The organism is Haloferax volcanii DS2, from assembly GCF_000025685.1.
Taxonomy (GTDB): Archaea; Halobacteriota; Halobacteria; order Halobacteriales; family Haloferacaceae; genus Haloferax; species Haloferax volcanii.
Genome location: NC_013967.1, coordinates 502,828 through 529,813 on the forward strand (window position 1 = coordinate 502,828; position 26,986 = coordinate 529,813).

The 26,986-nt window shown below is 68.9% G+C and carries 30 protein-coding genes and 1 tRNA gene; 22 read left to right on the forward strand and 9 right to left on the reverse strand.

Annotated elements, in window-relative coordinates; genetic code table 11:
* Nucleotides 1-65 precede the first annotated feature (65 nt).
* On the forward strand, nucleotides 66-2,249 hold the full coding sequence (locus HVO_RS07425; RefSeq protein ID WP_004044366.1) for an alpha-amylase family glycosyl hydrolase: 2,184 nt from the start codon (nucleotides 66-68) through the stop codon (nucleotides 2,247-2,249).
* Between the two features lie 5 nt (nucleotides 2,250-2,254).
* A complete protein-coding gene (locus HVO_RS07430; RefSeq protein WP_004044365.1) occupies nucleotides 2,255-3,325 on the forward strand; it encodes a TrmB family transcriptional regulator in 1,071 nt (356 codons plus the stop codon).
* Nucleotides 3,326-3,535: 210 nt separating this feature from the next.
* On the opposite strand, the gene HVO_RS07435 is transcribed toward HVO_RS07430, so the two are convergent.
* The 3 genes from HVO_RS07435 to HVO_RS07445 all read right to left on the reverse strand — a co-directional run bounded on the left by HVO_RS07435 (nucleotide 3,536) and on the right by HVO_RS07445 (nucleotide 6,737).
* Complete coding sequence (locus HVO_RS07435) at nucleotides 3,536-4,447, reverse strand: serine/threonine-protein kinase RIO2 (RefSeq protein ID WP_004044364.1); 912 nt, start codon at nucleotides 4,445-4,447, stop codon at nucleotides 3,536-3,538.
* Nucleotides 4,448-4,982: 535 nt separating this feature from the next.
* Nucleotides 4,983-6,038: a sensor histidine kinase gene (locus HVO_RS07440; RefSeq protein WP_049914893.1), complete on the reverse strand. Its 1,056-nt coding sequence runs from the start codon at nucleotides 6,036-6,038 to the stop codon at nucleotides 4,983-4,985.
* A gap of 48 nt (nucleotides 6,039-6,086) precedes the next feature.
* The gene (locus tag HVO_RS07445) at nucleotides 6,087-6,737 is read right to left on the reverse strand and encodes a VOC family protein (protein ID WP_004044362.1); all 651 of its coding nucleotides are present in this window, start codon (nucleotides 6,735-6,737) and stop codon (nucleotides 6,087-6,089) included.
* A 158-nt stretch (nucleotides 6,738-6,895) separates the two neighbouring features.
* Here HVO_RS07445 and HVO_RS07450 point away from each other — a divergent pair, with 158 nt between their 5' ends.
* The 3 genes from HVO_RS07450 (at nucleotide 6,896) to HVO_RS07460 (ending at nucleotide 9,535) form a co-directional block, all read left to right on the forward strand.
* Nucleotides 6,896-7,723 (forward strand): lipoate--protein ligase family protein, encoded by an 828-nt coding sequence (locus HVO_RS07450; protein WP_004044361.1) that lies wholly within the window; start codon nucleotides 6,896-6,898, stop codon nucleotides 7,721-7,723.
* Between the two features lie 54 nt (nucleotides 7,724-7,777).
* Nucleotides 7,778-8,653 carry a deoxyribonuclease IV gene (locus HVO_RS07455; RefSeq protein WP_004044360.1) on the forward strand — a complete coding sequence of 292 codons (876 nt, stop codon included), beginning with the start codon at nucleotides 7,778-7,780 and terminating at the stop codon, nucleotides 8,651-8,653.
* An 81-nt stretch (nucleotides 8,654-8,734) separates the two neighbouring features.
* Nucleotides 8,735-9,535, forward strand: coding sequence for a class I SAM-dependent methyltransferase (locus tag HVO_RS07460; RefSeq protein WP_004044359.1), 801 nt, complete (start codon nucleotides 8,735-8,737; stop codon nucleotides 9,533-9,535).
* A gap of 63 nt (nucleotides 9,536-9,598) precedes the next feature.
* Here HVO_RS07460 and HVO_RS07465 read toward each other — a convergent pair whose 3' ends face one another.
* A complete protein-coding gene (locus HVO_RS07465; protein WP_004044358.1) occupies nucleotides 9,599-10,237 on the reverse strand; it encodes an NAD(P)-dependent oxidoreductase in 639 nt (212 codons plus the stop codon).
* A 148-nt stretch (nucleotides 10,238-10,385) separates the two neighbouring features.
* Between HVO_RS07465 and HVO_RS07470 the strand changes: the two genes are divergently transcribed.
* The gene (locus HVO_RS07470) at nucleotides 10,386-10,733 is read left to right on the forward strand and encodes a winged helix-turn-helix transcriptional regulator (RefSeq protein WP_004044357.1); all 348 of its coding nucleotides are present in this window, start codon (nucleotides 10,386-10,388) and stop codon (nucleotides 10,731-10,733) included.
* 17 nt (nucleotides 10,734-10,750) lie between these two features.
* On the opposite strand, the gene HVO_RS07475 is transcribed toward HVO_RS07470, so the two are convergent.
* Nucleotides 10,751-10,966 carry a zinc ribbon domain-containing protein gene (locus tag HVO_RS07475; RefSeq protein WP_004044356.1) on the reverse strand — a complete coding sequence of 72 codons (216 nt, stop codon included), beginning with the start codon at nucleotides 10,964-10,966 and terminating at the stop codon, nucleotides 10,751-10,753.
* 75 nt (nucleotides 10,967-11,041) lie between these two features.
* Between HVO_RS07475 and HVO_RS07480 the strand changes: the two genes are divergently transcribed.
* Nucleotides 11,042-11,323, forward strand: coding sequence for a hypothetical protein (locus HVO_RS07480; RefSeq protein WP_004044355.1), 282 nt, complete (start codon nucleotides 11,042-11,044; stop codon nucleotides 11,321-11,323).
* A 60-nt stretch (nucleotides 11,324-11,383) separates the two neighbouring features.
* Here HVO_RS07480 and HVO_RS07485 read toward each other — a convergent pair whose 3' ends face one another.
* Nucleotides 11,384-12,028 carry a DUF7095 family protein gene (locus HVO_RS07485; protein ID WP_004044354.1) on the reverse strand — a complete coding sequence of 215 codons (645 nt, stop codon included), beginning with the start codon at nucleotides 12,026-12,028 and terminating at the stop codon, nucleotides 11,384-11,386.
* A 140-nt stretch (nucleotides 12,029-12,168) separates the two neighbouring features.
* Between HVO_RS07485 and ncsA the strand changes: the two genes are divergently transcribed.
* Nucleotides 12,169-13,134: a tRNA 2-thiolation protein NcsA gene (gene ncsA, locus HVO_RS07490; RefSeq protein WP_004044353.1), complete on the forward strand. Its 966-nt coding sequence runs from the start codon at nucleotides 12,169-12,171 to the stop codon at nucleotides 13,132-13,134.
* A 179-nt stretch (nucleotides 13,135-13,313) separates the two neighbouring features.
* Here ncsA and ftsZ read toward each other — a convergent pair whose 3' ends face one another.
* The 3 genes from ftsZ to HVO_RS07505 all read right to left on the reverse strand — a co-directional run bounded on the left by ftsZ (nucleotide 13,314) and on the right by HVO_RS07505 (nucleotide 15,501).
* Nucleotides 13,314-14,516: a cell division protein FtsZ gene (ftsZ, locus tag HVO_RS07495; RefSeq protein ID WP_004044352.1), complete on the reverse strand. Its 1,203-nt coding sequence runs from the start codon at nucleotides 14,514-14,516 to the stop codon at nucleotides 13,314-13,316.
* Nucleotides 14,517-14,518: 2 nt separating this feature from the next.
* Nucleotides 14,519-14,704, reverse strand: coding sequence for a ribbon-helix-helix domain-containing protein (locus HVO_RS07500; RefSeq protein ID WP_013035353.1), 186 nt, complete (start codon nucleotides 14,702-14,704; stop codon nucleotides 14,519-14,521).
* A 212-nt stretch (nucleotides 14,705-14,916) separates the two neighbouring features.
* Complete coding sequence (locus tag HVO_RS07505; protein ID WP_004044350.1) at nucleotides 14,917-15,501, reverse strand: double zinc ribbon domain-containing protein; 585 nt, start codon at nucleotides 15,499-15,501, stop codon at nucleotides 14,917-14,919.
* 112 nt (nucleotides 15,502-15,613) lie between these two features.
* Here HVO_RS07505 and HVO_RS07510 point away from each other — a divergent pair.
* The 14 genes from HVO_RS07510 to HVO_RS07575 all read left to right on the forward strand — a co-directional run bounded on the left by HVO_RS07510 (nucleotide 15,614) and on the right by HVO_RS07575 (nucleotide 26,968).
* A tRNA-Tyr gene (locus tag HVO_RS07510) sits at nucleotides 15,614-15,687 on the forward strand.
* A 332-nt stretch (nucleotides 15,688-16,019) separates the two neighbouring features.
* Entirely contained in the window at nucleotides 16,020-17,003 is a 984-nt protein-coding gene (locus tag HVO_RS07515) for an aldo/keto reductase (protein WP_004044349.1), read from the forward strand.
* A gap of 65 nt (nucleotides 17,004-17,068) precedes the next feature.
* Nucleotides 17,069-17,704, forward strand: coding sequence for an HAD family hydrolase (locus HVO_RS07520; RefSeq protein WP_004044348.1), 636 nt, complete (start codon nucleotides 17,069-17,071; stop codon nucleotides 17,702-17,704).
* Nucleotides 17,695-18,603, forward strand: coding sequence for an adenosylcobinamide-phosphate synthase CbiB (gene cbiB, locus HVO_RS07525; RefSeq protein ID WP_004044347.1), 909 nt, complete (start codon nucleotides 17,695-17,697; stop codon nucleotides 18,601-18,603). Before HVO_RS07520 ends, cbiB begins: the two co-directional genes overlap by 10 nt.
* Nucleotides 18,594-19,358: an adenosylcobinamide-GDP ribazoletransferase gene (gene cobS / locus HVO_RS07530; RefSeq protein WP_004044346.1), complete on the forward strand. Its 765-nt coding sequence runs from the start codon at nucleotides 18,594-18,596 to the stop codon at nucleotides 19,356-19,358. The genes cbiB and cobS overlap by 10 nt, the downstream gene beginning before the upstream one ends.
* Nucleotides 19,358-19,951 (forward strand): GTP--adenosylcobinamide-phosphate guanylyltransferase, encoded by a 594-nt coding sequence (locus HVO_RS07535; RefSeq protein WP_013035517.1) that lies wholly within the window; start codon nucleotides 19,358-19,360, stop codon nucleotides 19,949-19,951. The genes cobS and HVO_RS07535 overlap by 1 nt, the downstream gene beginning before the upstream one ends.
* Nucleotides 19,942-21,009 carry a nicotinate-nucleotide--dimethylbenzimidazole phosphoribosyltransferase gene (locus tag HVO_RS07540; protein ID WP_004044344.1) on the forward strand — a complete coding sequence of 356 codons (1,068 nt, stop codon included), beginning with the start codon at nucleotides 19,942-19,944 and terminating at the stop codon, nucleotides 21,007-21,009. Before HVO_RS07535 ends, HVO_RS07540 begins: the two co-directional genes overlap by 10 nt.
* Nucleotides 20,999-22,021 (forward strand): threonine-phosphate decarboxylase CobD, encoded by a 1,023-nt coding sequence (cobD, locus tag HVO_RS07545; protein WP_004044343.1) that lies wholly within the window; start codon nucleotides 20,999-21,001, stop codon nucleotides 22,019-22,021. The genes HVO_RS07540 and cobD overlap by 11 nt, the downstream gene beginning before the upstream one ends.
* Nucleotides 22,014-22,751 carry an adenosylcobinamide amidohydrolase gene (locus tag HVO_RS07550; RefSeq protein ID WP_004044342.1) on the forward strand — a complete coding sequence of 246 codons (738 nt, stop codon included), beginning with the start codon at nucleotides 22,014-22,016 and terminating at the stop codon, nucleotides 22,749-22,751. Before cobD ends, HVO_RS07550 begins: the two co-directional genes overlap by 8 nt.
* A gap of 99 nt (nucleotides 22,752-22,850) precedes the next feature.
* Complete coding sequence (locus HVO_RS07555) at nucleotides 22,851-23,864, forward strand: pyridoxal phosphate-dependent aminotransferase (protein ID WP_004044341.1); 1,014 nt, start codon at nucleotides 22,851-22,853, stop codon at nucleotides 23,862-23,864.
* A gap of 378 nt (nucleotides 23,865-24,242) precedes the next feature.
* Nucleotides 24,243-25,016 (forward strand): nucleotide-binding protein, encoded by a 774-nt coding sequence (locus tag HVO_RS07560; RefSeq protein ID WP_004044339.1) that lies wholly within the window; start codon nucleotides 24,243-24,245, stop codon nucleotides 25,014-25,016.
* The gene (locus HVO_RS07565) at nucleotides 25,013-25,597 is read left to right on the forward strand and encodes a hypothetical protein (protein WP_004044338.1); all 585 of its coding nucleotides are present in this window, start codon (nucleotides 25,013-25,015) and stop codon (nucleotides 25,595-25,597) included. Before HVO_RS07560 ends, HVO_RS07565 begins: the two co-directional genes overlap by 4 nt.
* 64 nt (nucleotides 25,598-25,661) lie before the next feature.
* A complete protein-coding gene (locus tag HVO_RS07570; protein WP_004044337.1) occupies nucleotides 25,662-26,129 on the forward strand; it encodes an OsmC family protein in 468 nt (155 codons plus the stop codon).
* 107 nt (nucleotides 26,130-26,236) lie between these two features.
* On the forward strand, nucleotides 26,237-26,968 hold the full coding sequence (locus tag HVO_RS07575) for a hypothetical protein (RefSeq protein ID WP_004044336.1): 732 nt from the start codon (nucleotides 26,237-26,239) through the stop codon (nucleotides 26,966-26,968).
* Nucleotides 26,969-26,986 lie beyond the last annotated feature (18 nt).

Sequence of the window (26,986 nt, forward strand, 5' to 3'; positions counted from 1 at the left end):
TAATGTTCCTTCACACTTTCATACGGTTTCGAAACGATAACGACCCCCCTCACCCGAGGTGGGGTATGCATCACCCCGGTCCGCCGCGAGTCACGACGGTCGGCCGCCCCGTCGAACTCGCCCCGAGAGCCCCCGAACGAGACGCAACGTACCGGTGGCGCGTCCTCGACGCGCCCGCGGAGAGCGCCGCGACGGTCGGCTCGGGCCCGGTCGTCCACCTCGCACCCGACGTTCCCGGCACGTACCACCTCGAACTCGACGCGCCCGACGGCCGCCACGAACAGACCGTTCGCGCCTTCCCCGACGACCGCCGCCCGGCGACGATGGCGGTCCCCGCGGCCGCCCTCGAACCCGCGTCGCCCGACGAGGTCGCCGTCATCGGCCCGTTCAACGACCGCCTCGTCGGCCGCGACCGGCCGCGCCGCGCCGGGGACGACTACGTCCTCGACGTGGATCTCCCGCCGGGCACGCACCCGTTCGGGTTCGCCCCGCACGACGACCTCGCGGAACAGGTCCGCGGTGACGTCGAAGTCCCCGGACCGGGCCGCCCGCGGGTTCGACTCGACGGGCGAGTCGGGCAGGAGAACAGTGACGACCTCCTCGTCGTCGCGGACGCGGAGACCGCGCCCGACGCCGAGGAAGCGACGCTCGCCGTCGAGTTCCTGTTCGACGGCCGCGACGCGCTCGACTCGAGTGACTGCGAGGTCCGCGACGACCGCCTGCGCGTCCCGGTCGACACGCTCCGCGGGGTCGACTCGTCGGAGCCGGTTCGGGTCCACGCCGTCGCGGTCCAAACGACGGCCGAGTCGGGTGAGTCGGGCGAACCGTACGTCCGGCACTCGGTTCTCGACACGCTGGTCGTGGACCCCGGCGTCGTCGCCGACGAACCCGGTTCCGGCCTCGCCGTCTCGCGGCCCGCGGACGCGCCCGAGTGGGCGCACCACGCGACCGTCTACGAGGTGTTCGTCCGGTCGTTCGCCGGCGAGACGCCCGACCCGACGTTCGACGAACTCGCCCGGCGCGTCCCCTACCTCGAATCGCTCGGCGTGGACTGCCTGTGGCTCACGCCGATACTGGAGAGCCACACGACCCACGGCTACCACGTCACCGACTACTTCGACACCGCGTCGGACCTCGGTTCGCGCGAGGACTTCGAGGCGCTCGTCGAGCGATGTCACGACGCCGGCATCCGCGTCGTCTTCGACCTCGTCATCAACCACACGTCGCGGGACCACCCGGCCTTCCAGTTCCATTCGACCGGCGTCCCCGGCTACGAGGACCACTACGCCCGCGTCCCCGAGCGCGAGGACCCCTCCGAGGTCGACTGGGGCGGCCCCGGCGCGGCGGAACACTACTTCAACTGGACGCGCATCCCGAACCTCGACTACGACTCGCCCGCGGTCCGGTCGTGGATGCTCGACGTGGTCACCGAGTGGGCGGCGGTCGTCGACGGCTTCCGCTGCGACGTGGCGTGGGGCGTCCCCCACGGCTTCTGGAAGGAGGTCCGCGAGCGGGTGAAAGCCGACGACCCCGACTTTCTGCTCCTCGACGAGACCATCCCGCGGGACCCCGCGTACCACGAAACCGAGTTCGACGCCCACTACGACACGACGCTGTACGGGGCGCTCCGAGCTATCGGCGCGGGCGAGAGACCGGCGACGGCCCTCCTCGACGCCGTCGCCGACGCCCGCTGGCACGGGTTCCCCGACGACGCCGTGCAACTTCGCTACATCGAGAACCACGACGAGGAGCGCTACCGGAGCGCAGTCGGAGATGACGCGCTTCGGGCGGCCGCGGCCGCGACGTTCACGCTCCCCGGCGCGCCGATGATATACTACGGGCAGGAGACCGGCGTCGCGGACCGGCGCGGGACGATGCGCTGGTACGACGCCGACACCGACCTCGTGGATTTCCACCGGCGGCTCTCCCGCCTCCGCGACGCGCACGAGGCGCTCCGCGCCGGCGACGTCGAACCCGTCTCTGCCAGCGTTGCCCCCGCCGGAGACGATGGTGTCGAGGCCGACCGCGTGGTCGCGTTCGCCCGCGACGACGGAACCGACCGACTCGTCGTCGTCCTGAACTTCGACGGGGAGCCGACGACCGTCGAACTCGGCGCGGAGACGGCCGAGATCGACCTGCTGACGGGCGAGCGAGTCGGCGCGAGCGGCGCGGCCGCGGGCGATGGGGGCGTCCGCGTCACCGTCGCCGACGCGGTCGTGCTCCGCGCCATCGGTGATTCGAGCCATTAAGTATCATGGTCGATGACAGTCCGACCATGGACGACCGGGAACTCGCCGACCTCCTGGAGCAGTTCGGGCTCTCAGAGAAGGTCGTCGACACGTATCTGACTCTGCTCGAACTCGGGGAGGCGAAGGCGAGCCAGATCGCCGACGCGGCGGGCGTCTCCAAGCGCTACGTTTACAGCGTGAGCAAGGAACTGGAATCGCGCGGCTTCGTGGAGGTCAACGACCACGTCGTGCCGACGACGATTCGGCCCTTGCCGCCGATGGAGGTCATCGAATCGCTCTCCGAGAGCGTCGAATCCATGCGCCCCGCGCTGGAGGAGCGCTACACGGCCACCGCCCGGGACCAAGAGCGCTTCGAGGTCATCAAGTCCCGCGTGACGGTGCTCAAGCGCATCGGAGAACTCGTCGGCCGCGCCGAGTCCGAAATCACGCTGTCGCTCCCCTACGACGTGCTCGACGAGGTCGAAGACGAACTCCGGGCGGCCCGCGAGCGCGGCGTCCTCGTCTCGCTCGTCGTCAGTGGCGTCGAACCGCACGACGACCTCGCGCTCGACGGCGTGGCCTCGCTGGTGCGCGTCTGGCACGAACTCATGCCCACGATGCTCACCGTCGATTCGCGAACGGGCCTCATCTCCCCCGGCGAGATGGTCGCCCGGTCGAACTCCGAGTCGCAGGCCATCGTCTTCGCACAGCCACACCTCGGTCCGGTCATCGTCGGCTCCTTCTTCGGGAACTACTGGCCGATGGCCGCCGAGGCGTACACGACCGACCCCGACCCGCTCCCGGCGATGTACCACAACTTCCGCCACGCCGTCCTGCAAGCCGCCCTCTGCGAGCGCGCGGGCATCGACCTCGACGTGACCGTCAGCGGGCGGATGGTCCACACCGACGGCCCGACCGAACTTCACGGCCGCGTGGTGGACATCCGGCAGGGTCTCCTCGAACCCGCGAACAACTCCTTCCCGGTCGAGAACGCCTTCGTCGTCGAAACTGACGAGGGCACCTACAGCATCGGCGGACAGGGCGCGTTCGTCGAGGACTTCGAGGCCGACGCGGTGGAGTTCACGGCGGCCGAGTAGGCGAGCGCGTCGTGCAGTTCCTTTTCGGCAGTTCGGCTGGCCTTTCTGACGCCCGTCTCACCGAGCGACGCCTCGCCGGTCAGCGTCCGTGTTTTCTCGAAAACGACATTTCGTATCGCGCAATTTGGTTTATCGGCGTCGAAACCGAGTCACGACCGGGTCGCTCGGAGACACACGAACAGCGAGAGAAAGCGGAGGGGTCTCGACGGCTCAGACGGCGAACTCGTCGACGCTCTCGAACTCGTTTCCGGCGATAGCGTCGGACAGCGCGTCGATGTCAACCTCGTCGGGCATCTCGCCGGGGTACTTGCGGCGGAAGTAGCCGACGATGTTCTTCGCGTCGCGCGCGAGGAGTTCGCGGGCGTTGTCGTGGTCGGTCGGGACGGCCTGCGGCCAGTCGAACACCGTGACGCCGCGCTCGCCGACCGCGACGTTGTACTCGGACATGTCGGCGTGAACGTAGCCGGCCGCGTAGGCGTCGGCCATCTCGGAGAGAATCAAATCGAGGACGCCCGTCACCTGCTCGGATTCGAGCTTCGCCTTGGCGAGTTCGACGCCGTCGAACTTCGCCATGATGATTGCGTGGCGGTTGTGGTCGACTGGGCGCGGCACCGACACCTCCGGAAAGAGGGTTTCGAGCGCCTCGTACTCGCGTTCGGCCGCCTTGCGCGCGGTGTAGAGCCACGAGACGTGGTGGTTCTCGGAGGTGTAGTCGCGCTCGCGGCGCACCTCGCGGAAGTTGGTGTACCCCTCGCGGTGGAACTTCAGCGCGAGCGGCTTGAACGACTGCACCTCGAACACGTCGCTTTCTTTGCCGACGCCGAGGGGCGCGCCGAACCCCTGGATGGTGTCTCGCTGGGCGAACGTCCGGAGGGCGAGCGCGTCGTACCCCTCGACCGTGAGCTTGTACCCCACGTACTGGATGGTCTTGCGCTCGACGAGCTCGCGGGTCATACAGCGGTCGATGCGGTAGTCGACCTCCTCGGCGGTCAGCCCCGAGTTCTTCGGCAACTTCTCCCGGTTGACCCACTCGCTGAAGCGCATGCCCTGCTCGACGCCCGAGAGGAGGTAGAAGTCCTCGGGCTCGAGTTCGGCCATGACGCCGGCGACGTTCCGTACCATGCACGTCCGTCCGTCGGCGAGGCGTAAAAGGCCCGCGAGTCGGCGTATCTCGCCCGCGATAAATCTCATATGACGATACGAAATTCGTGATGTGACGACTCACACCGTTTCGGCGGGAGAGTCTGGAAGATAGGCACCTCGCCGCAGGGCTACGGGAGAGGTGCGAAGTCTCGAGGATGTATCGTGCATCTCTTCGAGAGTTAATCACCAACCACAGCGTCGAGAGTGGCGAATGTCATCCCAGCAGTAATGCCGTACAAAAGTCCTCTGGAGAGGGGCTGATTCAATACGAATGAGTAGATTAGCCCTCCTACAACGCCGGATGCGACTAAGTACATAACAAACGCTGTCGGGCGTGAATCAACCCACGAACCAGTACTGTCGCTTGACTCCGGGTCCCCCATGTGACAACCGTTCCATACTTGACAATAACGGATGAAACCTCGTTGACCGACTTGCACATCCACTGAGCGGCTGATTCAAACAGTAAAACCGAGCAAATAGCTCTCGTGTCAGCCGTCTTCGAGGCGCGGATTCAGGCCGCGTCGAGGTGGAACTCGACGACCGCGCCCTCGCCGTCGTCGGTCGGGGGAAGGTGGAGTTCGCCGCCGTAGGCCTCCACAATCCATTTCGAGAGCCAGAGGCCGAGGCCGTTGCCGTGGGCGAGGTCGCTCTCTTCGACGTTCTGCTCGATGAGTTCGCGCTGGTGGTCGGGGATGCCGGGGCCGTCGTCCGCGATTCGCACGACGACCTCGCTTCCGACGCGCTCGTACGCGATTTCGACCGTCGGGGCGCTCCCGGCGTGTTCGAGGGCGTTGTCGACGATTTCGCGGAACGCGATTTGCAGCTTCTTCCCGCCGACGACCGCCGCGGAACCGTCGCCGCGGACGGTGATGGTCGCCTCCGGGTTGGCCGCCGAGCGGTCGTCGACGAGCGGGTCGAGGAGTTCGCGCAGGTCGACCGTCTCGCCTCCGTGGTCGTTGTCGACGAGTTGGGTGACGGTCTTCACTTGGTCGCTCATCGTTCCGAGGTCGTCGCCGGTCGCTTTCAGTCGCTGGCCGATGCGGACGGTCTCGTCGTCGCCGCCGTCGGTGGCGAGTCGGTCGCCCCAGCCGAGGAGCAACTGCGCGGTGTGTCGGAGGTTGTGGCGGACGAGTCGGTTGATGACCGCGGAGCGTTTGTACTGCTCCGAGAGTTCACGGGTCCGAATCCGGCGCACGTCGTTGAGGCCGATGAGGACGTGCGCGACGGCGCTCACGCCGACGACCACGGCGGCGCTGAAAAGCGGTTCGCTGACCGTCCCGCCCGCGGCCTGCTGGTAGCTCCCGATGAGCGCGAGGACGAACACGGTGACGGCGACGCCGAGGAGGTTCCAGCCGGCGACGCGGGCGACGTGGCTGGTCTTGAGGTCGCTTCGGTAGACGACGGGGCCGACGGCGACGAAGAGCACGGAGATGATGAGGCCGAAGGCCGCGGCGACGAGGCCGGCGAGGTCGGATGCGACCGAGGCGACGCTGTTCGAGACGACGACGAATAGGGCCACTCCGGTGAGACTGAGTGACCCCGCGCTAACGAGACGAGAGACGTTCACGGTTCGTTGACTCTCCTAGTGCTAATAACGCTTCTCTGAAACGAGTTGTCACTCGGCGTTGACGCGGTAGGGGAGCCCCTCGGGGTCGAAAACGCCGTCGGCGTCGCACTGCGCCGACACCGGACCGACGGTCGCCTCGCTGTCGGTCGGATACCACGGGCGGCCGACCGGCGAGACGACGAATCGGGCGTCTCGGTCGCCGACGAACACGAGGTCGCCGCCCTCGAACGACTCCAGCGGCTCGATGCCGAGCGCCTCGGTCAGCGAGGCCACGAACGACGCCACGTCGGGGACGGCCATCCCGACCTCGGTCGCGCCGCGGAGGTCGGTCGCCGGGTCGAATTCCCCGGTGGCGTCGCCGTCGTAGCAGACGTACTCGATGACGTTGCCTTCGGGGTCCTCGAAGTAGACGGAGTCGCAGCCGAGGAAGTCGAACCGGACGCTCGGCCCCTCGTCGGTGTCGAGCACGTCCACGCCCGCTCGGTCGTCCAGCCACGCGACCACGGAGTCGACCGCGGCGGCGACGGTGAACGCGAGGTGGCCGGGGTCGGTGTCTCCGAGTTCGAACCACAGGGTCGTCTCCCCGGCGGTCGCAGAGCGCTGCGACCCGGGAACGGCCGCGAAGCCGAGCGTCTCGACGTAGAACTCACACAGCGAGATGGGGTCTGTCGCGGCGAGGGCGACGCGGGTGAACTTCATGGTCCCACGTCACCGCGATGCGGTTTAACGGAATCGCTCGCGTCGGCAGCGCCGGTTGCGTCGGCGGGCGCTCGGCGGAAGACCGTCGCGGCGAGACCGGGCGGCCCCGCGCGGCCGAGCGTCGAAATCGCTTTCCCCCGGTTGGACGAAGCCGACGTATGAACGATTCGCAGGGGTCGATTGCCGACCGCGAGTGGCGGGTGATTCGCGAGGAGGTCCGACCGGGACCGATGCAGATGGCGCTCGACGAGGTCGCGGGCGAGACGGCCGCGGCGGGCGGCCCCCGGACCGTCCGCGTCTACTCGTGGGTGCCGAGTTGCCTCTCGCTGGGCTACGGACAGGACCCCGAGACGGTCGACTGGGACTACTGCGACCGCGAGGGCATCGACGTGACCCGCCGACAGACCGGCGGCGGCGGCATCTACCACGACCGCCACGGCGACGTGGCCTACTCCATCGCCGCGCCGAAATCGGAGCTCCCGGGCGACCTCATGGACTGCTATCACCTGCTGTGCGAGCCGATTCTGGACGCGATTCGCGCGGTCGGCGTGGACGTGAACTTCGTCGACGACGACGTGCCCGTCATCTGGCACCCCGCGTGCTATCTGCGGGCGCTCCACCCCGCCCACGATATGGTCGCCGCGGGCCGGAAAGTCGCGGGCAACGCCCAGTACCGCCGCCGCGACGCCGTCGTCCAACACGGCTCGCTCACCTACTCGGTCGACGCCGAGACCCACCTCGGCGTGTTCGAGGGCCACGACGTGACGCCCGAGGCGTTCCGCGAGCGCGTCGTCGGCATCGACGAACTCGCGGACGCCTCCCGCGAGGCGTTCGTCGCGGCGCTGACCGAGTCGCTCTCGGAGTTCGTCGACGCCGAGGAGGGCGCGTGGACCGACGACGAACTCGACCGCGCGCGCGAGAAAGTCGACGAGAAGTACCGCGCCGACGACTGGGTGCGCCGCCGGCCGGGGTCGCGGTCCGACTGAGCGGCCGCCGACAACTCCGAAGTCCCTTTGTTCGGGTACGCCGTCGGACTCTGCATGCAAGTCGGCGCACACGTCTCGATGTCCAGTTCGAAGGTCTCGTCCGACGACGAGACGCCACCGCACGGTAACGTCGCCAACGCCGTCTTCCGGCAGGTCGCCTTCGGCGGCAACTGCGGGCAGATTTTCACCACCTCGCCGCAGGTGTGGCGCGACCCCGACATCTCCGACGAGGAGGCCGAACTGTTCCGCGAGCAGACCGCCGACAAACTGTCGGGGCCGTGGGTCATCCACTCGTCGTACCTCGTCAACCTCTGTACGCCCAAAGACGGCCTCCGGCAGAAGTCGCTGGACTCGATGCAGACGGAGGTCGACATGGCCGACAAACTCGGCATCGAGTACGTGAACGTCCACCTCGGCGCGCACACCGGCGCGGGCGAACAGCAGGGCCTCGACAACGCCGTCTCCGTCCTCGACGACCTCGACATCCCCGACGGCGTCACCGTCCTCATCGAGTCTGACGCGGGGTCGGGCACGAAGATGGGCGACGACCTCGCCCACCTCGGCTACGTCCTCGAAGAGTCCGACCAGGACCTCGACGTCTGTCTCGACACCGCCCACGCGTTCGCCGCGGGCTACGACCTCTCGACGGCCGAAGGCGTCGACGAGACGTTCGCGGAACTCGACGCCGAGGTCGGCTTAGAGCACCTCAAGTGCGTCCACCTCAACGACTCGAAACACGAGTGCGGGACGAACAAGGACGAACACGCCCTCATCGGAGAGGGCCTCATCGGCGAGGAGGGCATGCGCGCGTTCATCAACCACGACGCCATCGTCGACGACGACGTGCCGCTCGTCTTGGAGACGCCCACCGAGGACGGCAAGGGCTTCGCGTGGAACATCGAGCGGGTGCGCGAACTCCGCGCCGACTGAGGGTGAGCCGAGGCGGAGGGCCGCTGAGCCCCGCATCGACCGTTTCGACTGTTTTTTGGGTCGCCGCGCCCGACTCCGCGTGTGCGACGTTTCTCCGAATCGTACCTCCGGCGGACGCGAGACGGTATGTGGGACGACTCCCGCGCGGCCCTCGGGGACCTCGACCTCGGCGGGCGGACCCGCATCCTCGACGTGGGCTGCGGGACCGGCGAGTTCACGCGCGTCCTCGCGGAGGCCTCGGAGGCCCGCGTCGTCGGCGTCGATGCCGACACTGACTTGCTTTCTGTCGCCAGCGACCGCGACAGCGATATCGAGACGGTCGCCGGCGACGCGACCCGGCTTCCCTTCGCCGCAGGCAGCTTCGATTTGGTCGTCTGTCAGGCGCTCCTCGTGAACCTCCCCGACCCGACAGCGGCCCTCTCGGAGTTCGCCCGCGTTTCGTCGGACCTCGTGGCGACGGTCGAACCCGACAACGCCGCCGTCGGCGTCGACTCGACCGTCGAATCCGAGGCCGCGCTCGACCGCCGCGTCAGAGACGCCTTCCGCGACGGCGTGGCGACCGACGTGGCGCTCGGCGACCGCGTCCGCGGGCTGTTCGACGACGCCGGCCTGTCGGTCGTGGGGACTCGCCGGTACCACCACCGCAAGCTGACCGAGCCGCCGTACGACGACCACGACGTTCGGAGCGCGGCGAAGAAGGCGACCGGCGAGGGGTTGGACCGCCACGAGGCCGACCTCCGTCGGGGACTCGACGACGACTCCTACGAGTCCGTCCGCCGCGAGTGGCGCGAGATGGGCCGCGAGGTCGTCCAGCAGATTCGAGACGGCGAGTACCGTCGGGCCGAGGTCGTCCCGTTCGACGTGACGACGGGGCGAGTGTAGTCGGGCCTGTTCGACGGGCCGAACCGATGGCCGAGTCGCCGGCCGAAAAACGAGACTGTCTGCTCAGTAGCCGACCGCGAGCTGTTCGTGGACGGCGTCACCGCTCTCCAGTTCGTCCGCGAAGGCGATTGCGAAGTCCTCCATGGAGATGCGGCTCTCGCCGTCCTCGTCGGCGACGAGTTCGCCGCGCGCGGTTCGGAACTCGCCGGTGCGCTCGCCGGGTTCGATGAACGCCGCGGGCGCGACGTAGGTCCACTCCAGGTCGTCGGCGTCTTCGAGCAGGCCGTACGCCTCGATGGCGGCGCTGGCGACGGGCTTCCATTCCTCGGGGAACTCCGGCGAGTCGATGAGTCGCGTGTCGGGGCCGACGTTCAGGATGCCCGCGCCGCCGGTCCAGACGAGGCGGTCGACCGAGGCGCGGCGCATCCCGTCGACGACGGCGTCGAGCATCTCGACGAGGACTTCGGGCGACTCGTCGTCGCTTGGCCCGAGCGCGGAGGCGACCGCGTCGTGGCCCGCGGCGAGTCGCGCGATTTGGTCTGCGTCGGTCGCGTCGCCGGCGACCGCCGAGAAGTCGGGGTCGTCGACGCCGTCGATTTCGCCGCTTCGGGAGACGCCGGTCACCGCGTGTCCGCGGTTCAGGAGTTCGTTGGCGATTCGCGTGCCGATTCGGCCGCTCGCACCGAGGAGGAGTACGTTCATGATGAGATGGTGTGGGTGTGGGTGTGGGTGTTCGTGCGTCGTGTTCGTCGTCCGGTTCGCCGCGACGATGCGGTTACATCGTCATACTTGGTCAAGGAGAGTGAGTTTAATATAGTTAAGCGAACCTCGGTGTGAGTAGGTCACGTCGATGTCACCGCACCAGAACCTCGAAGCGAAGTACGAACAGTGTCCGGTCATCAAGACGCTCGAAGAAATCGGCTCGCGGTGGCGGATGACGGTCATCCACGTACTGCGCGAGGGCGACCTCCGGTTCAACGAACTCAAGCGCGCGACGGGCGCGAACTCCCAGACGCTCTCTCGCGTGCTGGACGACCTCCAAGAGTTGGGCTACGTCGAGCGGGAGGTCGAAGACGGCAGTCCCATCGCGGTGTACTACTCGCTCACGCAGAAAGGCGAGGAACTGCTCCCGGCGTTCGACGACATCTCCGAGTGGGGCGAAAAATGGATGTCCGAGGACGGCGGTGCGGAGTCGTAAGCGGGCTCGGCCGGTAGTCAGCCGAGGAACAGGTCGACGAAGTTCCCGCTCGACTGACCGCGGTAGAGTTCGGAGTAGCCGCAGTTCGCACACGAGACGACGGTGAACTGCCGGTTCTGGATGTCGAACATCTTCGAGAGGCCGCCTCCCGTGGTTGCGATGGAGTCGATTTCGGTCTCGGAGTGGCCGCATTTCGGACAGCCGTCTCGGTCGGCGCTTGGTGGAGGGCTCATGTTGAACCGTTGAACTACCCCGGTGAAAAATGTACCTCAGAAACCACTTCCTTTCTCGCGTTCGCGAGTACGCACATGTCCGTCGGTGGTCTCGTGTTCTTCCTCTTCGCCCTCCTCAGTATCGGTGCCGCAGTCGCCCTCTACGCCGGGATTCAAGCCGAGACGCGCGACCCGCCGACGATGAGTCGCGAGGAGGCGGAGCGTCGCGCCCGCGACGAGGGGCGGCGCTACAACGAACAACGCGGCCGAGGGACCGACCGACGCCCGAGCGGAGGCGGCCGCGGCGACGAGTTCGACCCCGACGCCGACCGCACCGACGACCGCGGCCGCAACCGCGACGGCGACCGCGACTGGTAGCCGGGCGGCTCTGACTCGGTTTCGACTTCGAGTCGTCGCGGCCTCGACTCGACTCCGGCCTCAGACCACGTCGCCGCGGACCGACGTGCCGGTCTGTTCGGCCCGATAGGCCCGCATCGCCTCGACTGCCGTCTCGGCATCGTCGTCCTCCAGTCCGAGCATCTCCAGCGCGCCCGAGAGCGTCGGGAAGGCGAACTCGCCGTTTCGGAGCTTCGACATCGCGTCCGACGAGCGCTGGCCGTCGGCGTAGAGACAGACGCCGCGGGGGTCGAGAATCTGCTCGTAGGCCTCGCGTTCGACCGCGCCTTTCAGCCGCTGGGTGACGTTGTCCTCGAAGGAGGCGTTGCACACTTCGAGGTGGACCGGTTCTTCGTCGGGGAGCAGGTGGGCGGCGAGACACTTCTCGGGGGCCGCGTAGCCGTTCGCGTTGGCTCGCAGCAGGTCGGGGTGTTCGCGCGCCCACTCGGCGCGGACGCTCTTGCCGACGCCCTTCACGCCGTGGGACCGCTCGAACGATTCGGCCGCGTCGGGGTCGCCGCGGAGGAGGATGTCTTTCGTCACGTACACGTCGAGTCGGTCGAGGGGGTCGAGACCGAGCGCCACGTCGCCGTAGACCCACACCTCGCGGACCGGGACGGGGAGCGTCTCGGACTCGACGGCGTCGACGACGGCGTCGACGCGGTCGAGGGCGGCGTCTCTGTCCATCGACTGTCCGTGGGGTTCGGAGGGTCAAACCGGTTGCGACCGAGCGTGACCGAGTGCGGTCGAGCCGCCGGGCGCGCGAGCGACGCCGCGGTCGCCCCGAGGCGAAACCCGTATCCCTCCTGCCGGGCAACCGACCGGCAATGGAGTGCGACAAGTGCGGCCGCGACGCGGTGATGCACGCGGCCTACTCCGGGGCCCACCTCTGCGACGACCACTTCTGCGCCTCGGTCGAGAAACGCGTGCGCCGCCGCATCCGCGAGGACAACATGCTCCCACGAGACGCCAGTCCCGAGAACCCACAGACGTGGGTTATCGGGCTGTCCGGCGGCAAAGACAGCGTCGTCCTCACACACATCCTCGACGACACGTTCGGGCGCGACCCGCGCATCGAACTCGTCGCCCTCACCATCCACGAGGGCATCGAGGGCTACCGCGACAAGTCCGTCGACGCCTGCGTCGAACTCGCGGAGGACCTCGACATCCACCACGAACTGGTCACTTACGAGGACGAGTTCGGCGTCCAGATGGACGACGTGGTCGAGAAGGACCCCGAGAACATGGCCGCCTGCGCCTACTGCGGGGTGTTCCGCCGCGACCTGCTCGAACGCTTCGCCGACGAGCTCGGCGCGGACAAACTGCTCACGGGGCACAACCTCGACGACGAGGCGCAGACGGCGCTCATGAACTTCTTCGAGGGCGACCTCAAGCAGGTCGCAAAGCATTTCGACGCCAGCATCGGCGACTTCGAGAAGCGACGCGACGCCGGCGAGTTCATCCCGCGGGCCAAGCCGCTGCGCGACGTGCCCGAAAAGGAAGTCGCGCTCTACGCCCACCTGAAGGACCTCCCGGCGCACATCACCGAGTGCCCCCACTCCTCGGAGGCCTACCGCGGCGAGATTCAGCAGTTGTTGTTGAAACTCGAAGAGAACCACCCCGGCACCCGACATTCCATCATGGCGGGCTACGAGGAGTTGGCCGAACTGACCGCCCGCGAGTACCGCGGCGAGGGTCGCGTCGACCTCAACGACTGCGAGCGCTGCGGGTCGAAAACCGCCGGCGACGTCTGTCGGAAGTGCCGACTCATCGAGTCGATAGAAGCGGTCTGAGCGGCTACGGAACGATACGAAACTCGTTTTCTGACGCGTCTTACGGGTCAGACAGAACCGGGTGCGGTCGCGTCGACCGAATCGGCGGCGACGCTCGCGGTCGAAGAAATCCACGTCAGCGAAAAAGAACCCACGAAACCCGACGGGCGCGGCGGCGTCCGCGCGGGTCGGACAGGGCGTTACCGGATGACGTCGAGACCGTTGTTCTTCTCGACTTCGTCGCGGCCGCCGTCGGACCACGTGCCGCTCTGGGCCGTCTGGGCTCGCTCCGAGCTATCGAACTCCGAACCCGAGTGCTGCTGTTGTGACTCTCGGGACTGGATGCTCTGACGCGACTTGTCGGCCTGCTTCTGGGTTGAGGGGCCGAGCACCTGCGCGGACTGGACGCCCGTCATGATGGCCATGACGCGGACTTTCCCCTTGTACTCGTCCTGGATGCGAGCGCCCCAGATGACGTTCGCGGCGGCTTCCAGCCGTTCGGTGATGTTGCTCGCGATTCCCTCGGCCTCCTTCAGCGTGAGGTCGGGGCCGCCCGTGATGTGGACGAGGCCACCGGACGCACCGCGGTAGTCCACGTCCAAAAGCGGGTGGTTCATCGCGTCGTTGACCACCTCTTGGGTCTTGTTTTTGTCTTGGGTCTCGCCGACGAGCATCACCGCGACGCCGCCCTGATTCATGATGGTCGACATGTCGGCGTAGTCGAGGTTGATGAGGGACGGCTGCGTGATGGTCTCCGAGATGCCCTTGACGGTCTCGGCGATAATCTGGTCCATGACCGAGAACGCCTTGCCGATGGGCAGGTTCGGGACGTAATCGAGGAGGCGGTTGTTGTCCAGCACGATGATGGAGTCGGCCTCGTTGCGGAGGTTTTCGAGTCCCTCCTCGGCCTTGACCGTGCGGGCGCGCTCGACGTTGAACGGGGTCGAGACCATGCCCACGACGATTGCGCCCTGCTCCTTTGCGATCTTCGCGACGACGGGGGCCGCACCGGTCCCGGTGCCACCGCCCATCCCCGCGGTGACGAACACGAGGTCGGCGTCGCCGAGCACGTCTTTGATCGTGCCCTGTGCCATCTCGGTCGCGCGCTCACCCATCGACGGGTCACCACCGGCGCCGAGACCCTGCGTCAGGGACTTCCCGACGAGGATTTTCGTGTCCGCTTCGATCATCTTCAGGTGCTGCTTGTCGGTGTTGATGGCGACCGTGTCGGCCCCCTCGACACCGATGTTGTACAGGCGGTTGATGGTGTTGTTGCCAGCACCACCGGCACCGACGATGACGATTCGCGGGTCACCGAACTGGTCGTCGCTGTCTTCGAGCGACGACTGCGTCTGACGCTCGGCCTCGTCCCGTTCCATCGCCTCGCGAACGATATCCTGCATAGTTACACCTTTGCCCAGCCGCGCTTGCTGGTAGATTCGCGCTGTCGCTTGTCGGTCACCTGTTCATTGAGCATATCGCGAACGGCGGAACGGATGGCTTCGGATCGGTTCGGGAACTCTCCCGTCTCGACCATCCGCTCGACCTCCTCGATTTGCTGCTTCGGAATTCGTAGTGTCACACGCTCCATGTTTACATTCCCCCGGTAAGACGGCGCGCCGCACTCGTGTGCGAGTGTCTTACACCCGAAAACCGACGGACGACGCCGGGATACGGGCCGCCGTCGGGTAGCTGTAAGACAACCGTCTTACGCGATAATCACCACAGAGGGATAGAATATAAATGTAACGGCGGTTGTAAGACAGAGGCTGAATATCCCGTATAGGGGGCTTTAATCGCCGGTTATGCTTGTTCCAGAACGTCGGCCGCGGGCGTCCGACGGCCGCAGTCGGGGCAGAACGCCCAGTCCGAGCGGAGTTCGTCGCCGCACTCGCAGAACACGCGGTGGGACGTCTTTTCACCGCAGTTCGGGCAGTAAACATGGTCTGGACCCACGGATTCGCCACATTGGCCACAGGTCATGTCGGGGTCGTCCGCGTCGCCGGACTCCAGTTCGTCCCGTGTCTTACGAACCGTACTCGGGGTCGATTCGGTGTCGACACCCGCGTTTACGCGAGATTCGCCGTTCGAACCATCGACGTTGATGTTGACGTTCAGGTCGGAGGGCGTCGGACGCTCGGACTCGCGGGCCGCCGCGGCTTCCTCGACGAGCGCCGGGAGCCGTTCGTCCAGTCGCTCGTCGACGAGTTCCTCGACCCGCGCGGAGAGCGCGCCGTCGAGACCGGCGGTGTCGTCCGCGCCGTCGTCACGTTCCAGTTCGTCGAGGTACTGGCGGAGGGCCTCGCGCATCACCTCGCTTTTCGAGGTGTCGAGGCGGTCCAAGCGCTCGACGAGGGCGTCGTCGGCGCGGAACGTGATTTTACTCATTACTCCGGGATTATCTCGGCGGTATATCAATGTTCGTACCTGTCTGACACACAGCACACGCGGCAGCGAGAATGATAATGGTTAAACGCGTCGACCAGATATGAATCGGTGACCGCTCTTAGCTCAGCCTGGCAGAGCAGCCGACTGTAGATCGGCTTGTCCCCCGTTCAAATCGGGGAGAGCGGATTTTGCTTGCAAAATCCGGTCGAGCCGGTTTGAGCAGGTCAGTCGCAGCGCGTGAACGAAGTGAACGCGTCGTCTGACTGAGTTCAAATCGGGGAGAGCGGACTGAACTTCAACACCCGCGAGCGCAGCGGGCGGTGTTGAATGTGAAGGACTTCTCGACCCGATTTGAGCAACGAGCAACGCAACGCGTTGCGAGTGAGTTCAAATCGGGGAACGACCCTCGTTGATTCCCGTAGTGTCCCCCGTTCCGTCACCTCAGACCCTCACGAACAATCGGAGTATATCTCGCCGCGACCCCGTAATTTACCCCCGTCTGTTCGGAAGCAAACGGCATGGATTCTCGACCGCTCGGCACGACCGGATTCGACGTTTCCGAAATCGCGCTGGGGACGTGGCAGCTCGGCGGCAGTTGGGGCTCGGTGACCAACGACGAGGCGTACGACGCCATCGAGGCGGCGCTCGACGCGGGCATCGACTTCCTCGACACCGCGGACGTGTACGGCGACGGCGACAGCGAGCGCCGCATCGGCGACGTGCTCGCGGACCGCGACGACGACGTCACCGTCGCCACCAAGGCGGGGCGGCGGCTCGACCCCCACGAGGCCGACGGCTACAACCGCGAGAACCTCGAACGGTTCGTGTACCGGAGCCGGGACAACCTCGGCGTCGACTCGCTCGACCTCGTCCAACTTCACTGCCCGCCGCGAGAGGTGTACTACCAGCCCGAGGTGTTCGATGCCCTGTCGGAGCTCCGCGACGCCGGGAAAATCGACCACTACGGCGTGAGCGTCGAGAAGGTCGAAGAGGGGCTCAAGGCCATCGAGTACGACGGCGTGGAGACGGTCCAGATTATCTTCAATCCGCTTCGACAGCGACCCGCGGAACTGTTCTTCCGGGAGGCGGCGCGCCGGAACGTCGGCGTCATCGTTCGCGTCCCGCTCGCGTCGGGGCTGCTCACCGGCGCGCTCTCCGCAGACGCAGAGTTTGCCGAGAACGACCACCGGAACTTCAACCGACACGGCGAGGCGTTCGACGTGGGCGAGACGTTCGCCGGAATCCCGTTCGAAGACGGTCTCGAAGCCGCGGATTCGATACAGGAGGTCGTCCCCGAGGGCGTCTCGCTCGCGCAGTTCACGCTCCGCTGGATTCTCTCGTTCGACGCCGTGAGCACCGTCATTCCCGGGTCGAAGACGCCGGAACACATCCGCGACAACGTCGCCGCGGCGTCGCTCCCACCGCTGTCAGCAGACCAGTTCGAGCGCGTCGAAGAAGTGTACAACGCGTACGCGCGAGAGCACGTCCACCATCGGTGGTGACCTGAGACCGCGGCCGAACCCCCCGCTTCGCTATATTCAAGTACAGTTTCGCCAATGAAATTCTAGTGGCAGTCACGTTCGACCTCTTCGGCACGCTCGTCGACGCCGAGTACCCGTCAGACCCCGGTTCGGCGGTCGCGGACGCGCTCCGCGAGTACGGCGTCGCCGTCCCCGACGACTGGGACGACGCCTACCGCGAGGTTCACATCGACGCGCCCGAGGGCGCGGAGGTCCCGCTTCCGGCGCACGTCGCCGCAGCCCTCCGGTCTCGGGGCGTCGACTCGCCGGACAACGCCGCTCGTCGCGCGGTCATCACGGCGTTCGACCCCGAGGTGACGACCCGTCCCGGCGCGGTCGACGCGGTCGCGGCTGCCCGCGAGGCCGGCGCGGTCGGCCTCCTCTCGAACTGTTCGGTCCCCGAACTCGTCGCGCGGACGCTCATCCGGTCGGACCTCGACCGGCGCGGCTTCGACGACATCACGACGAGCGTCGCCTGCGGCTGGCGGAAACCCCACCGGCAGGCGTTCGAGGCGGCGGCCCGCGGCCTCGGCGTCGACGCGGCCGAGTTGCTCCACGTCGGCGACGACCCGGACGCAGACGGCGGTATCGAGGCGGTCGGCGGCCGGTTCGTGAATCTCCGGGAGACGACGCTCGAATCGGTCGCGGCGAGGCTGCGAGCCGGGGAGGACCCGTGCCCGTGACCGCCGCGGCCGCCGTCGTCGCCGCCGCGGCGCTGGACCGAGGGTTCGCCGAACCGCCGGCGCGCGTCCACCCGGTCGCGTTGCTCGGCCGACTCGTCTCGCCCGTCGACCGCGAGTGGTCCCGTCCGACGCTCGTCGGCGCGGTCGCGGCCGTCGCGCTTCCGGCGCTCGCCGCGGGCGTCACCGCGGCTGTGACGTGGGCCGCGACGCTCGTCTCGCCGTGGCTCGGCGCGGCCGTCGCGGCGCTCGCGCTGTTTTCGACCACGAGCCTCCGGATGCTCCTCGACGCGGCCGCGGCGGTCGTCTCGGCTACGGCGGACGAATCCGACCTCGATACCGCCCGGTACGAACTCCGGGCGCTGGCCGGGCGCGACCCGTCGTCGCTGTCGGCGGCCGATATCCGGAGCGCCGCCGTCGAGAGCGCCGCCGAGAACCTCGCCGACGGCCTCGTCGCCCCGTTGCTCGCGTTTATGCTCTTCGCGGCCGTCTCGCTCCCGCTCGCGGTCGGCGCGGCCGCGTGGGTGAAGGGCGTCAACACGCTCGACTCGATGCTCGGCTACCGACACAAGCCGGTCGGTCGCGTTCCGGCCCGCCTCGACGACGCGGTGATGTGGCTCCCGGCGCGCGTCTCGGCCGTCTTACTGGCCGTCGTCGCCGGCGCGCCGGCCACGGTGGCCCGGGTCGGCGAGCTGGCGCGCCGCCCGTCGTCGCCCAACTCGGGGTGGCCGATGGCGACCCTCGCGGTCCTGCTGGAAACGCGACTCGAAAAGCCCGGCCACTACCTGCTCGACGGGGGTCCCGAGGCACCCGACGCGGCGACGGCCGCGCGGGGCGTCCGACTCGTCTCGCGGGCGGGCCTCGCCGCGTTCGCCGTCGCGGGGGTGGTCGCGTGGTTCTGACCGCGCTCCGCGGCGCGCTCGGCTTCCTCACCCGCCTCCCCGTCGGCGGCGACGAGTCGAATTGGGACGCCTTCAGGCGCGCGCCCGTGGCGTTTCCGCTCGTCGGCTACGTCGTCGGCGCACTCGCCGCGCTCCCGCTGTTGCTCCCGCTGCCGATTCCGACCGCGGCCGCGCTGTACCTCGTGACGCTGTATCTCGTGACGGGCGTCACCCACGCCGACGGCCTCGCGGACCTCGGCGACGCCGCGGTCGTCCACGGCGACGCCGACCGCCGGCTGTCGGTCCTGAAGGATTCGCAGACGGGCGTCGGCGGCCTGCTCGCGTTCGGGCTGACGCTCGTCGTCCTCGCGCTCGGCGCGTTCGGCCTCGCCGGTGCGGGCGGTCGCGTCGGCCTCACGGCCGCCGTCGCAATCGCGCTCGCCGCCGAGGTCGGCGCGAAAGCCGGCATGGCGACGCTGGTCTGTCTCGGCGCGCCCGCCCACGAGGGACTCGGCTCGGCGCTCGTCGGCGAGAACAGTTCCGCCGGACTTCTCGCCGTCGCCGTGGCCTGTCTCCCGGTCGTCGCGCTCGCGCCGGTCACGGGCGGCCCCGCCGTCGTCGCGGCGCTCTGCTGCGGGCCGGTCGTCGCGCTGCTCGTTCGCTCGTGGGGCCGCGCCCGCCTCGGCGGCGTCTCGGGCGACCTGCTGGGCGCGACGAACGAACTGGCCCGCGCCGCGGCCGTCCACGCGGGGGTGGTGACGTGGACGCTCTCGTGATGTGCGGCGGCCGCGGCACCCGCCTCGACGCGCCGGTCGAAAAGCCGCTCGTGGACATCTGCGGGCGGCCCATGCTCGACCGAGTCGCGGCGGCGCTCCGCGATTCGAGCGTCGAGACCGTCCGCGCGGTCACCTCGCCGCACACGCCGAACACCCGCGACCGCGCCGCCGATCTCGGTCTCGACCCCATCGAGGCCCCCGGCGACGGCTACGTCTCCGACCTCGGATTCGCGCTGGCCCGCGTCTCCCGGCCGGTCGTCACCGTCGTTTCCGACCTCCCGCTCGTGGCCCCCGAACACGTCGACGCGGTCGTTTCGGCCGCGGACGGCGGGGCCGCCACCGCGTGCGTCCCCGTCGAACTGAAGCGCGACCTCGGAGCCAGCGTCGACGACGCGCTCGTCTTCGACCACGAGGGGACCGCCGTCTGCCCGACCGGGCTGGGCGTCGTCGGCCCCGCGGCCGCGGACGCGACAATTGATACCGACGCAGACACCGACACGCACTCGACCATGTACCTCTCCACAGACACCCGACTGGCACTCAACGTGAACCGCCCGACAGACATCGAACTCGCGGAGGACCGATGCGAGTAGTCCTCGTCGCCGGCACGACCGAGACGGCGAAGATACCCGGCATCAGCGCCGCCGGCGCGGAGCCGTCGCTCGTCGGCCACACGCCGAGCGCGGACGCCGAAATCATCGAGTACGGCGAGCCGGTCCGCTCGCCGGTGACGCCGGTCAGCCCGACGGGCTGTCCGACGCCCGCGGCCGTCACCCGCGCCGTCAAGCAGCTCACCGGCTTCGACGTGCTCACCGTGGACGCCGGCCTCGCGAAGCCGAGCGCCGCGCCGACCATCGACGTGGGCGCGCGACCCGGCCGCGACATCCGCGAGAGCGAACCGGTCCCGACCGCGCCCGGCGCGTTCGAGGCGGCCCGGCGGATGGGCCTCGCGCTCCCCGAAGACGAACTCGTCATCGGCGAGACCGTCCCCGGCGGGACGACCACCGCGCTCGCCGTGTTCCGCGCGCTCGGCGAGGAGTTCCCCGTCTCGTCGTCGCTCCCGGACAACCCCACGAGCCTGAAAGAGGAGGTCGTCGCCGAGGCGTTCGAAGCCAGCGACGTCGAACCCGGCTTCGCGGCTCACAAACCCCGGCGCGCCGCCCGCTACCTCGGCGACCCGGTGCTTCCGGTCGTCGCCGGCCTCACCGTCGGCGCGCTCGAAAACGGCACCGACGTGACGCTCGGCGGCGGGACCCAACTGCTCGCGGCCGCCGCGCTCGCTCGCCACGCCGGCGCGAACGGCGACCTGACGCTCGCAACGACATCGTACCTCGCTGAGGACGTGCCCGAGTTGGCCGACGCCGCCGAGGCGTTCGACCTCGAACTGACCGTCACCGACCCCGGCTTCGAGACGCACCCGCTGGACCGCTACGCCGCGGGCGAGGCAAAGGAGGGCGCGGGCATGGGCGGCGCGCTCATGCTCGCCGACCGGATGGGCGTCCTCGACGACGTGGAGGCGGCCACGCTCGACGTGCTCTCCACGCTGGACCCCGAAGCCGTCGAGACCGGAACCGGAACCGCGGCGGCCGACGCTGGCGGAGCCGACGCTGGCGGCGTCGACGCCGACGCAGACATCGACGATGGACCCTGAGTCCGTCCGGGCGGGGAGCCGCGTCCCCCACGGCGGCACCACCGACCCGACCGTCCTCGACTTCAGCGCGAACACCAACCCCGAGCGTCCCGACGGCGTCGAGGCGGTGTACCGCGAGGCGTTCGACGCCTCGACCCGTTACCCCGACGACGACTACGCCGACTTCCGGGCGGCCGCCGGCGACTACGTCGGCTGTGTCCCCGAGGCGGTCGTGCCGACCGCCGGCGGCCTCGAAGCTCTGCGACTCGCGTTCGAAGTGACGCTCTCGCCGGGCGACACCGCGCTCGTCCCCGAACCGAGCTTCGGGGAGTACGACCGCGAGATTCGCCTGCAAGGGGCGGAGCCGGTGGCGGTCGCCCACGACGCGATTCTCGACGCCGACCCCGCGGACCACGCGGTCGCGGTCGTCTGCACGCCGAACAACCCGACGGGCGAGCTCGCGCCCGCCGACGACCTCCGGGCGTTCGCGGCGCGCTGCCGCGAGGCCGACACGGTCCTCGTGGTCGACGAAGCGTTCCTCGACTTCACCGACGAACCGAGCCTCGCGGGCGAACCCGGCGTCGTCGTCGCCCGGTCGCTGACGAAGATGTTCGGACTGCCGGGCATCCGCGCCGGGTTCGCCGTCGCCACCGGCGACCTCGGCGACCGACTCGCCGTCGCCCGGCGGGCGTGGTCGCTCTCGACGCCCGCGGCCGCCGTCGGCGCGTACTGCATGGACGACGCCGAGTTCGTCTCGCGAACGCGAGCGCGCGTCTCGGCCGAGCGCGAGCGACTCCGCGAGACGCTGTCCGACGCCTTCGCGGTGTCCCCGTCGGACGCGCCGTTTCTCCTCGTGGACGTCGGCGACCGCGACGTGGACGCGGTGGTCGAGACCGCCCGCGACCGCGGGGTCGCCGTCCGGGACGCGACGACGTTTCCGACGCTCGACTCGCACGTCCGCGTCGCGGTGAAACGCCCCGACGAGAACGACGAACTGCTCCGGGCGCTCGCCGCCGTCGCCGACGATGTTTGAGACGGCGCGCCGCGACGGCGTCTGCCGACTCGCCCGACCGGGGACGCGCTGGCTCTCGACGGGCTACGCCGGCGGCGACTCGCGGGCGGACGCCGCGTTCAACATCACCGTCCCCGAGGGCTGGCCCGAGACCGACCTCGACGCGTACGTCGAACGGCGGCTCTCGGCGGCCGGCTTCGACGAGCGCGGGCCGACGCTCCTGACGGGCGTCGGGCAGGAACACGCCCGGCGCGCCCGGTTCGGCCCGGTCGAAGTCGTCGCCACCGCGGGCGTGTCGAATCCGGCGGAACTCCCGATAGACGACGACCCGCGCGAGTGGGGAGACGCGTCGGACGCGCCTGACGCGGCGGCCGGCGACGACCGAGACGACCGAGACGACCCGGTCGGAACGGTCAACGTCTTCGTCGGGACGACACGGTCGCTGGAGCCGGGCGCGCTCGCGAACCTCGTCGCTGTGGCCGCCGAGGCGAAGGCGGCGACGCTCCTCGCGCGCTGCGGCGCGCCGGGGACGACGACCGACGCGGTCGTCGCCGCGTGCGACCCCGCCGGCGACCCGGCGACGTTCTCGGGGAGTGCGACCGAGGTCGGCAACGCGGCCCGGGTCTGCGTCCGCGACGCGGTGCTCGCGAGCCTCGGTTCGCGGTACGACGCCGGGCCGATCTCGCAGGGCGTCGACGAGGCGAACTACGGCGTCGTCGCTGACGACCGCGCGACCGTCGCTCCGATTTGAGAACCGCCGGCGAAACGCGTTTCCGGCCGAAGAATCCACGGTGGTACCTAAGTGGTTCTCGAAGAAGCCTTGATTATGGTTGGTAGCTAGCAGGTCGGTATGGACCCCGGTTCCGTTTCCGACGTCGACCACGTGACTCACGGCGGGACCGCCGACCACTCGCTGGTCGATTTCAGCACCGGCTCGAACCCCGAACACCCGTCCGGCCTCGCTGGCGTCTACGAATCGGCGCTCGCCACGGCGCGGCGGGACTCGCTGGACGACTACTCGCGGTTCCGCGTCGCCGCCGCGGAGTTCGTCGGCTGCAACCCCGACGAGGCCATCCCCGCCGCTGGCGTCATCGAAGCGCTCCGACTCGCCGTCGGCGTGACCGTCTCGCCCGGCGACAGCGTGGCGCTTCCGGCCCCTTGCTGCGGCGAGTACGCCCGCGAAATCCGGCTTCAGGGGGGCGACCCGGTCCATGTTCCGCACGACCGCCTCCTCGAAACCGTCGACCCCGCCGAGCACGCGGCGGTCATTCTCAGCTATCCCGCCAACCCGGTCGGGACCGCGTACCCGCGAGACGAGCTTCGGGCGTTCATCGACGACTGTCGCCGGGCCGACACGCCCGTCATCGTCGACGAGACGTACCTCGGCTTCACGCGCCTCCCGAGCACGGCCGGCCTCGACGGCGTCATCGCGCTCCACTCGGTAACGAACGTCTTCGGCGTCCCCTCGCTCCGCGCGGGCTTTGCGGCCGCGACGGGCGACCTCGGTGACCGGCTCTCGCGGGCGCGCTGTACGTGGGTGCTTTCGGCTCCGGCGGTGGAGGTTGCGACGTTCTGTCTCGAACAGGAGGCTTTCCTCGAAGCCACGCGGAACCGGGTCGAACGGGAGCGCCCGAGGGTGATTGCGGGGCTGGACCGGCTCGGCTACGACCCGCACCCCGCCGACAGCGCGCTCGTGTTGTTCCGCGCCGACGACGTCGATTGCGTCCTCCGCGAGACCCGACGGCGCGGTTTCGCCGTCCGCGACGCCCGCGACTATCAGGGCCTCGACTCGCACGTCAGAATCAGCGTCCGCCGCCCGGACGAAAACGACCGCTTGCTCGACGCGCTCGCCGAGGCGTCCTGAGCAACCGCGTCACCCACCGACCGCTCGCCGGGACGCGAACGCCGACTCACCGACGACTCGCCGCCGAGCCGACGCCAGCCGACGGTCGCAGTTCCGTCCCGGATGGGGCCGCGGAACTCGGTTGCACGCCGCGATTCGAACCGCCGTCACCGATTCAGGTACACGATGAACGCGATGGTGAGGAGGGTCGCGTACACCGCGAACGTCGAGTCCTCGACTGCGAAAGCGAACGATTGGATGACAATTCTGAACATCGGTGGTCGTTTCACACACTGTTGGCCTCACTATTAATGCTTGTTACTAGTTGACACGATATTCGTCGGCGCGCGTCCACCCCCGTTCCGAACACTTATGCGAAATCGCCGGGCACGTGGGGGCATGGTCGAGGCGTTCGCCGTCGCCAGCGGGAAGGGCGGCACCGGGAAGACGACGAGTACGCTCGCGCTGGGGATGGCGCTCGCCGAGGAGTACGACGTGACCGTCATCGACGCGGACACGGGCATGGCGAACCTGCTTTTCCACGCCGGATTGGACGACGCCGACGTGACGCTCCACGACTTACTCATCGACGACCACGACGCCGCGGTGTCCGACGCGGTGTACGAGCGGTTCGGGCTGTCTGTCGTCCCCTGTGGGACGAGTCTCGCGGCGTTCGAGGCCGCGGACCCCGGTCGCCTCCGCGACGTGGTCGCCGAGCTCGCGGCCGACACGGACGTGTTGCTCCTCGATTCGCCCGCCGCGCTCGGTTCCAAGAGCGCGGTGCTCCCCGTCGTCCTCGCGGACCGCATCGTCGTCGTCCTCCAGCCCACCGTGCCGTCTCTGTCTGACGGGCTGAAAGTCCAGGAGTACGCCCACTCCTACGGCACCGACACGGCGGGCGTGGTGTTCAACCGCGTGCGCCCCGACGAGAACGTGGAGACAATCGCCGAGCAGGCCGGCCGCTACTTCGGGGGACAGACGCTCGCGTCGGTCCCCGAGAGCGACGCGGTCCGCGCGGCCCGCCGCGAGGGAAAACCCCTCCTCGCGCACGCCCCCGACGACCCGGCCGCCGACGCCTTCCGCGAGGCGGCCGCCCGACTTGACGTGCGCGAAGGCGACGGCCGCGAGGTCGCAGAGCGGTTCAAAAGCGCCGTCGTCCCCGAGCGAATATGAGAATCCCGCGGGGCGAACTCCGTCGGTCGCGCGTCGTCGACGACGCGGCGGCGGTGCTTCGGACGGTGCTCGACGAGGAACTCACCGGCTACGTCGTCTTCGAGCCGCAGGACGCGCTCCTGCTCGGCGAGACCACCCGCGGCGTCGTCACGTTCGAAGACGGAGTTCCGGTCCTCGCCTACGACACGGAACGCGAGGTCGGCGGCCGCGACGGGCTGGAGGGGTTCGCCGTCACCGGCCCGACCCGCGCCGCGGTCCACGCTGTCGACGCCGCAGAGCTCGCGGACGCCCACGAGGTCGAGGCGTTCCGCGTCCCGCCGGGCGAGCCGGCCCGCGTCCTCGCCGGCGACGAGCGGTTGGCGACGAAGACCCTCGACGCCGCCCCCGCCGCGCGCCGCGAGGAGAGCCGCGACCAGAGCGCGGTCGAAGCGTTCCTCGCCGACGCCGACGCCATCGAGGAGATTCGATCCGAGGCCCGCGAGGAGGCCCGCGCGAGGGCGTCGGAGTGGGGGCTCGACGACGTGCTGGCGGACGACGCCGACGAGTCGGCCGCGATAGACGCCGGCCCGGACAGTCGCTGACACGCTTCTCGACGGTTGAGAACCGTCTTCTGTGGCTATCGCTCTGCGGCGTCTCTCTCTAGGTATGTCCACCGAGAAATCCCAGACCCGGAATCAGACCCTGACGTTCGCCGTCGCCGCGGCGGCTGAATCACCGACCGAGACCCGCGTCTCCGTCCGCGACTTCGAGTTCGTCGTCGACGAGCCCGAATCGCTGGGCGGGGCGAACGCCGGCCCGAACCCCGTCGAGTACGTCCTCGGCGCGCTCGCCGGCTGTCTGAACGTCACGGCCCACGTCGTCGCCCGCGAGATGGACCTCGACGTTCGCGACCTCGAAATCGCCATCGAGGGCGACCTGAACCCCGCGACGTTCATGGGCAAGCGTGAGGACGGCCGCGCCGGCTACCAGGAGATTCGCGTCGCGGTCACCGCCGACGTCGACGCCGACGCCGAAACCATCGACGCGTGGCTCGCCGCGGTCGAAGCGCGCTGTCCGGTCAGCGACAACCTGCGCAACGCGACGCCGCTCGCGCTCTCGTTCGACCGGCGGTAGCTGCCGCACTCGCGTCGCCGTCGCCGCCGCGGGAATCGCCCGTCGACCGCGCCGTCTTCCGTTCGCCACGGGGACAGAGCCAAACCGCCGTCACCCGTAGCTCCCCTGTGACCGTTTTGCGCCTCCTTCGACTCCGCCGGCCCGCCGACTTCGCGGACTGGTACCGAATCGGTGCCGAGTACGTCCACGACGTGGCCGCGGGCATGGGCTTTCGCGTCGGCGACTTCGAGTCGCGGGTGGTCCGCGCGACGGATGCCATGCGCGCGGGGCGAACCGACCTGCCCCCGGACCTCGCCCGCTCCGTCGCCGCAGACCTACTGGCCGACGCGGCGTTCTGCGACCCGTTCTGTCAGTGGATGCCGCTGTGGTACGAACTCGGCCTCGCGGCCCCGTGCGCCTACGCCGACTACCGACTCCGGCGGGTCGCCGAGCAGTACGCCGACGACCTCCCGCACCTGTCGGTGCCGCGGTTCTCCCGCCCCGAAGACGTGTACGTCGACGGCCGCCCCGCGACGGCGTGCGTCGACGGCTTCGCCGAGCGGTTCGTCCTCGCCGACGCCGTCCTCCACTTGGAGTGGTTCGTCTACGTCGCCCGCGAGTCGGGCATCTTCGTCCCGCCGCTGTTGGTCGAGCGAACCCGCGAGCAGACCGTCGCCTACTACGCCGGCCGGCGGGAGGAACTCGACCCCGACGTGCGGAGTTTCCAGCGACTGCTGTTTTCGGACGACGAGTGGGTCCGCCGCATCGCCGACGTGTACGACCTCGACAGCGTCCTGTTCGACTACTGGGAGCGAATCCTCGCACAGGAGCGCCGCCGCCTTTCGACGTTCGACGGCTGACCGTTCGGCCGCCAGGCG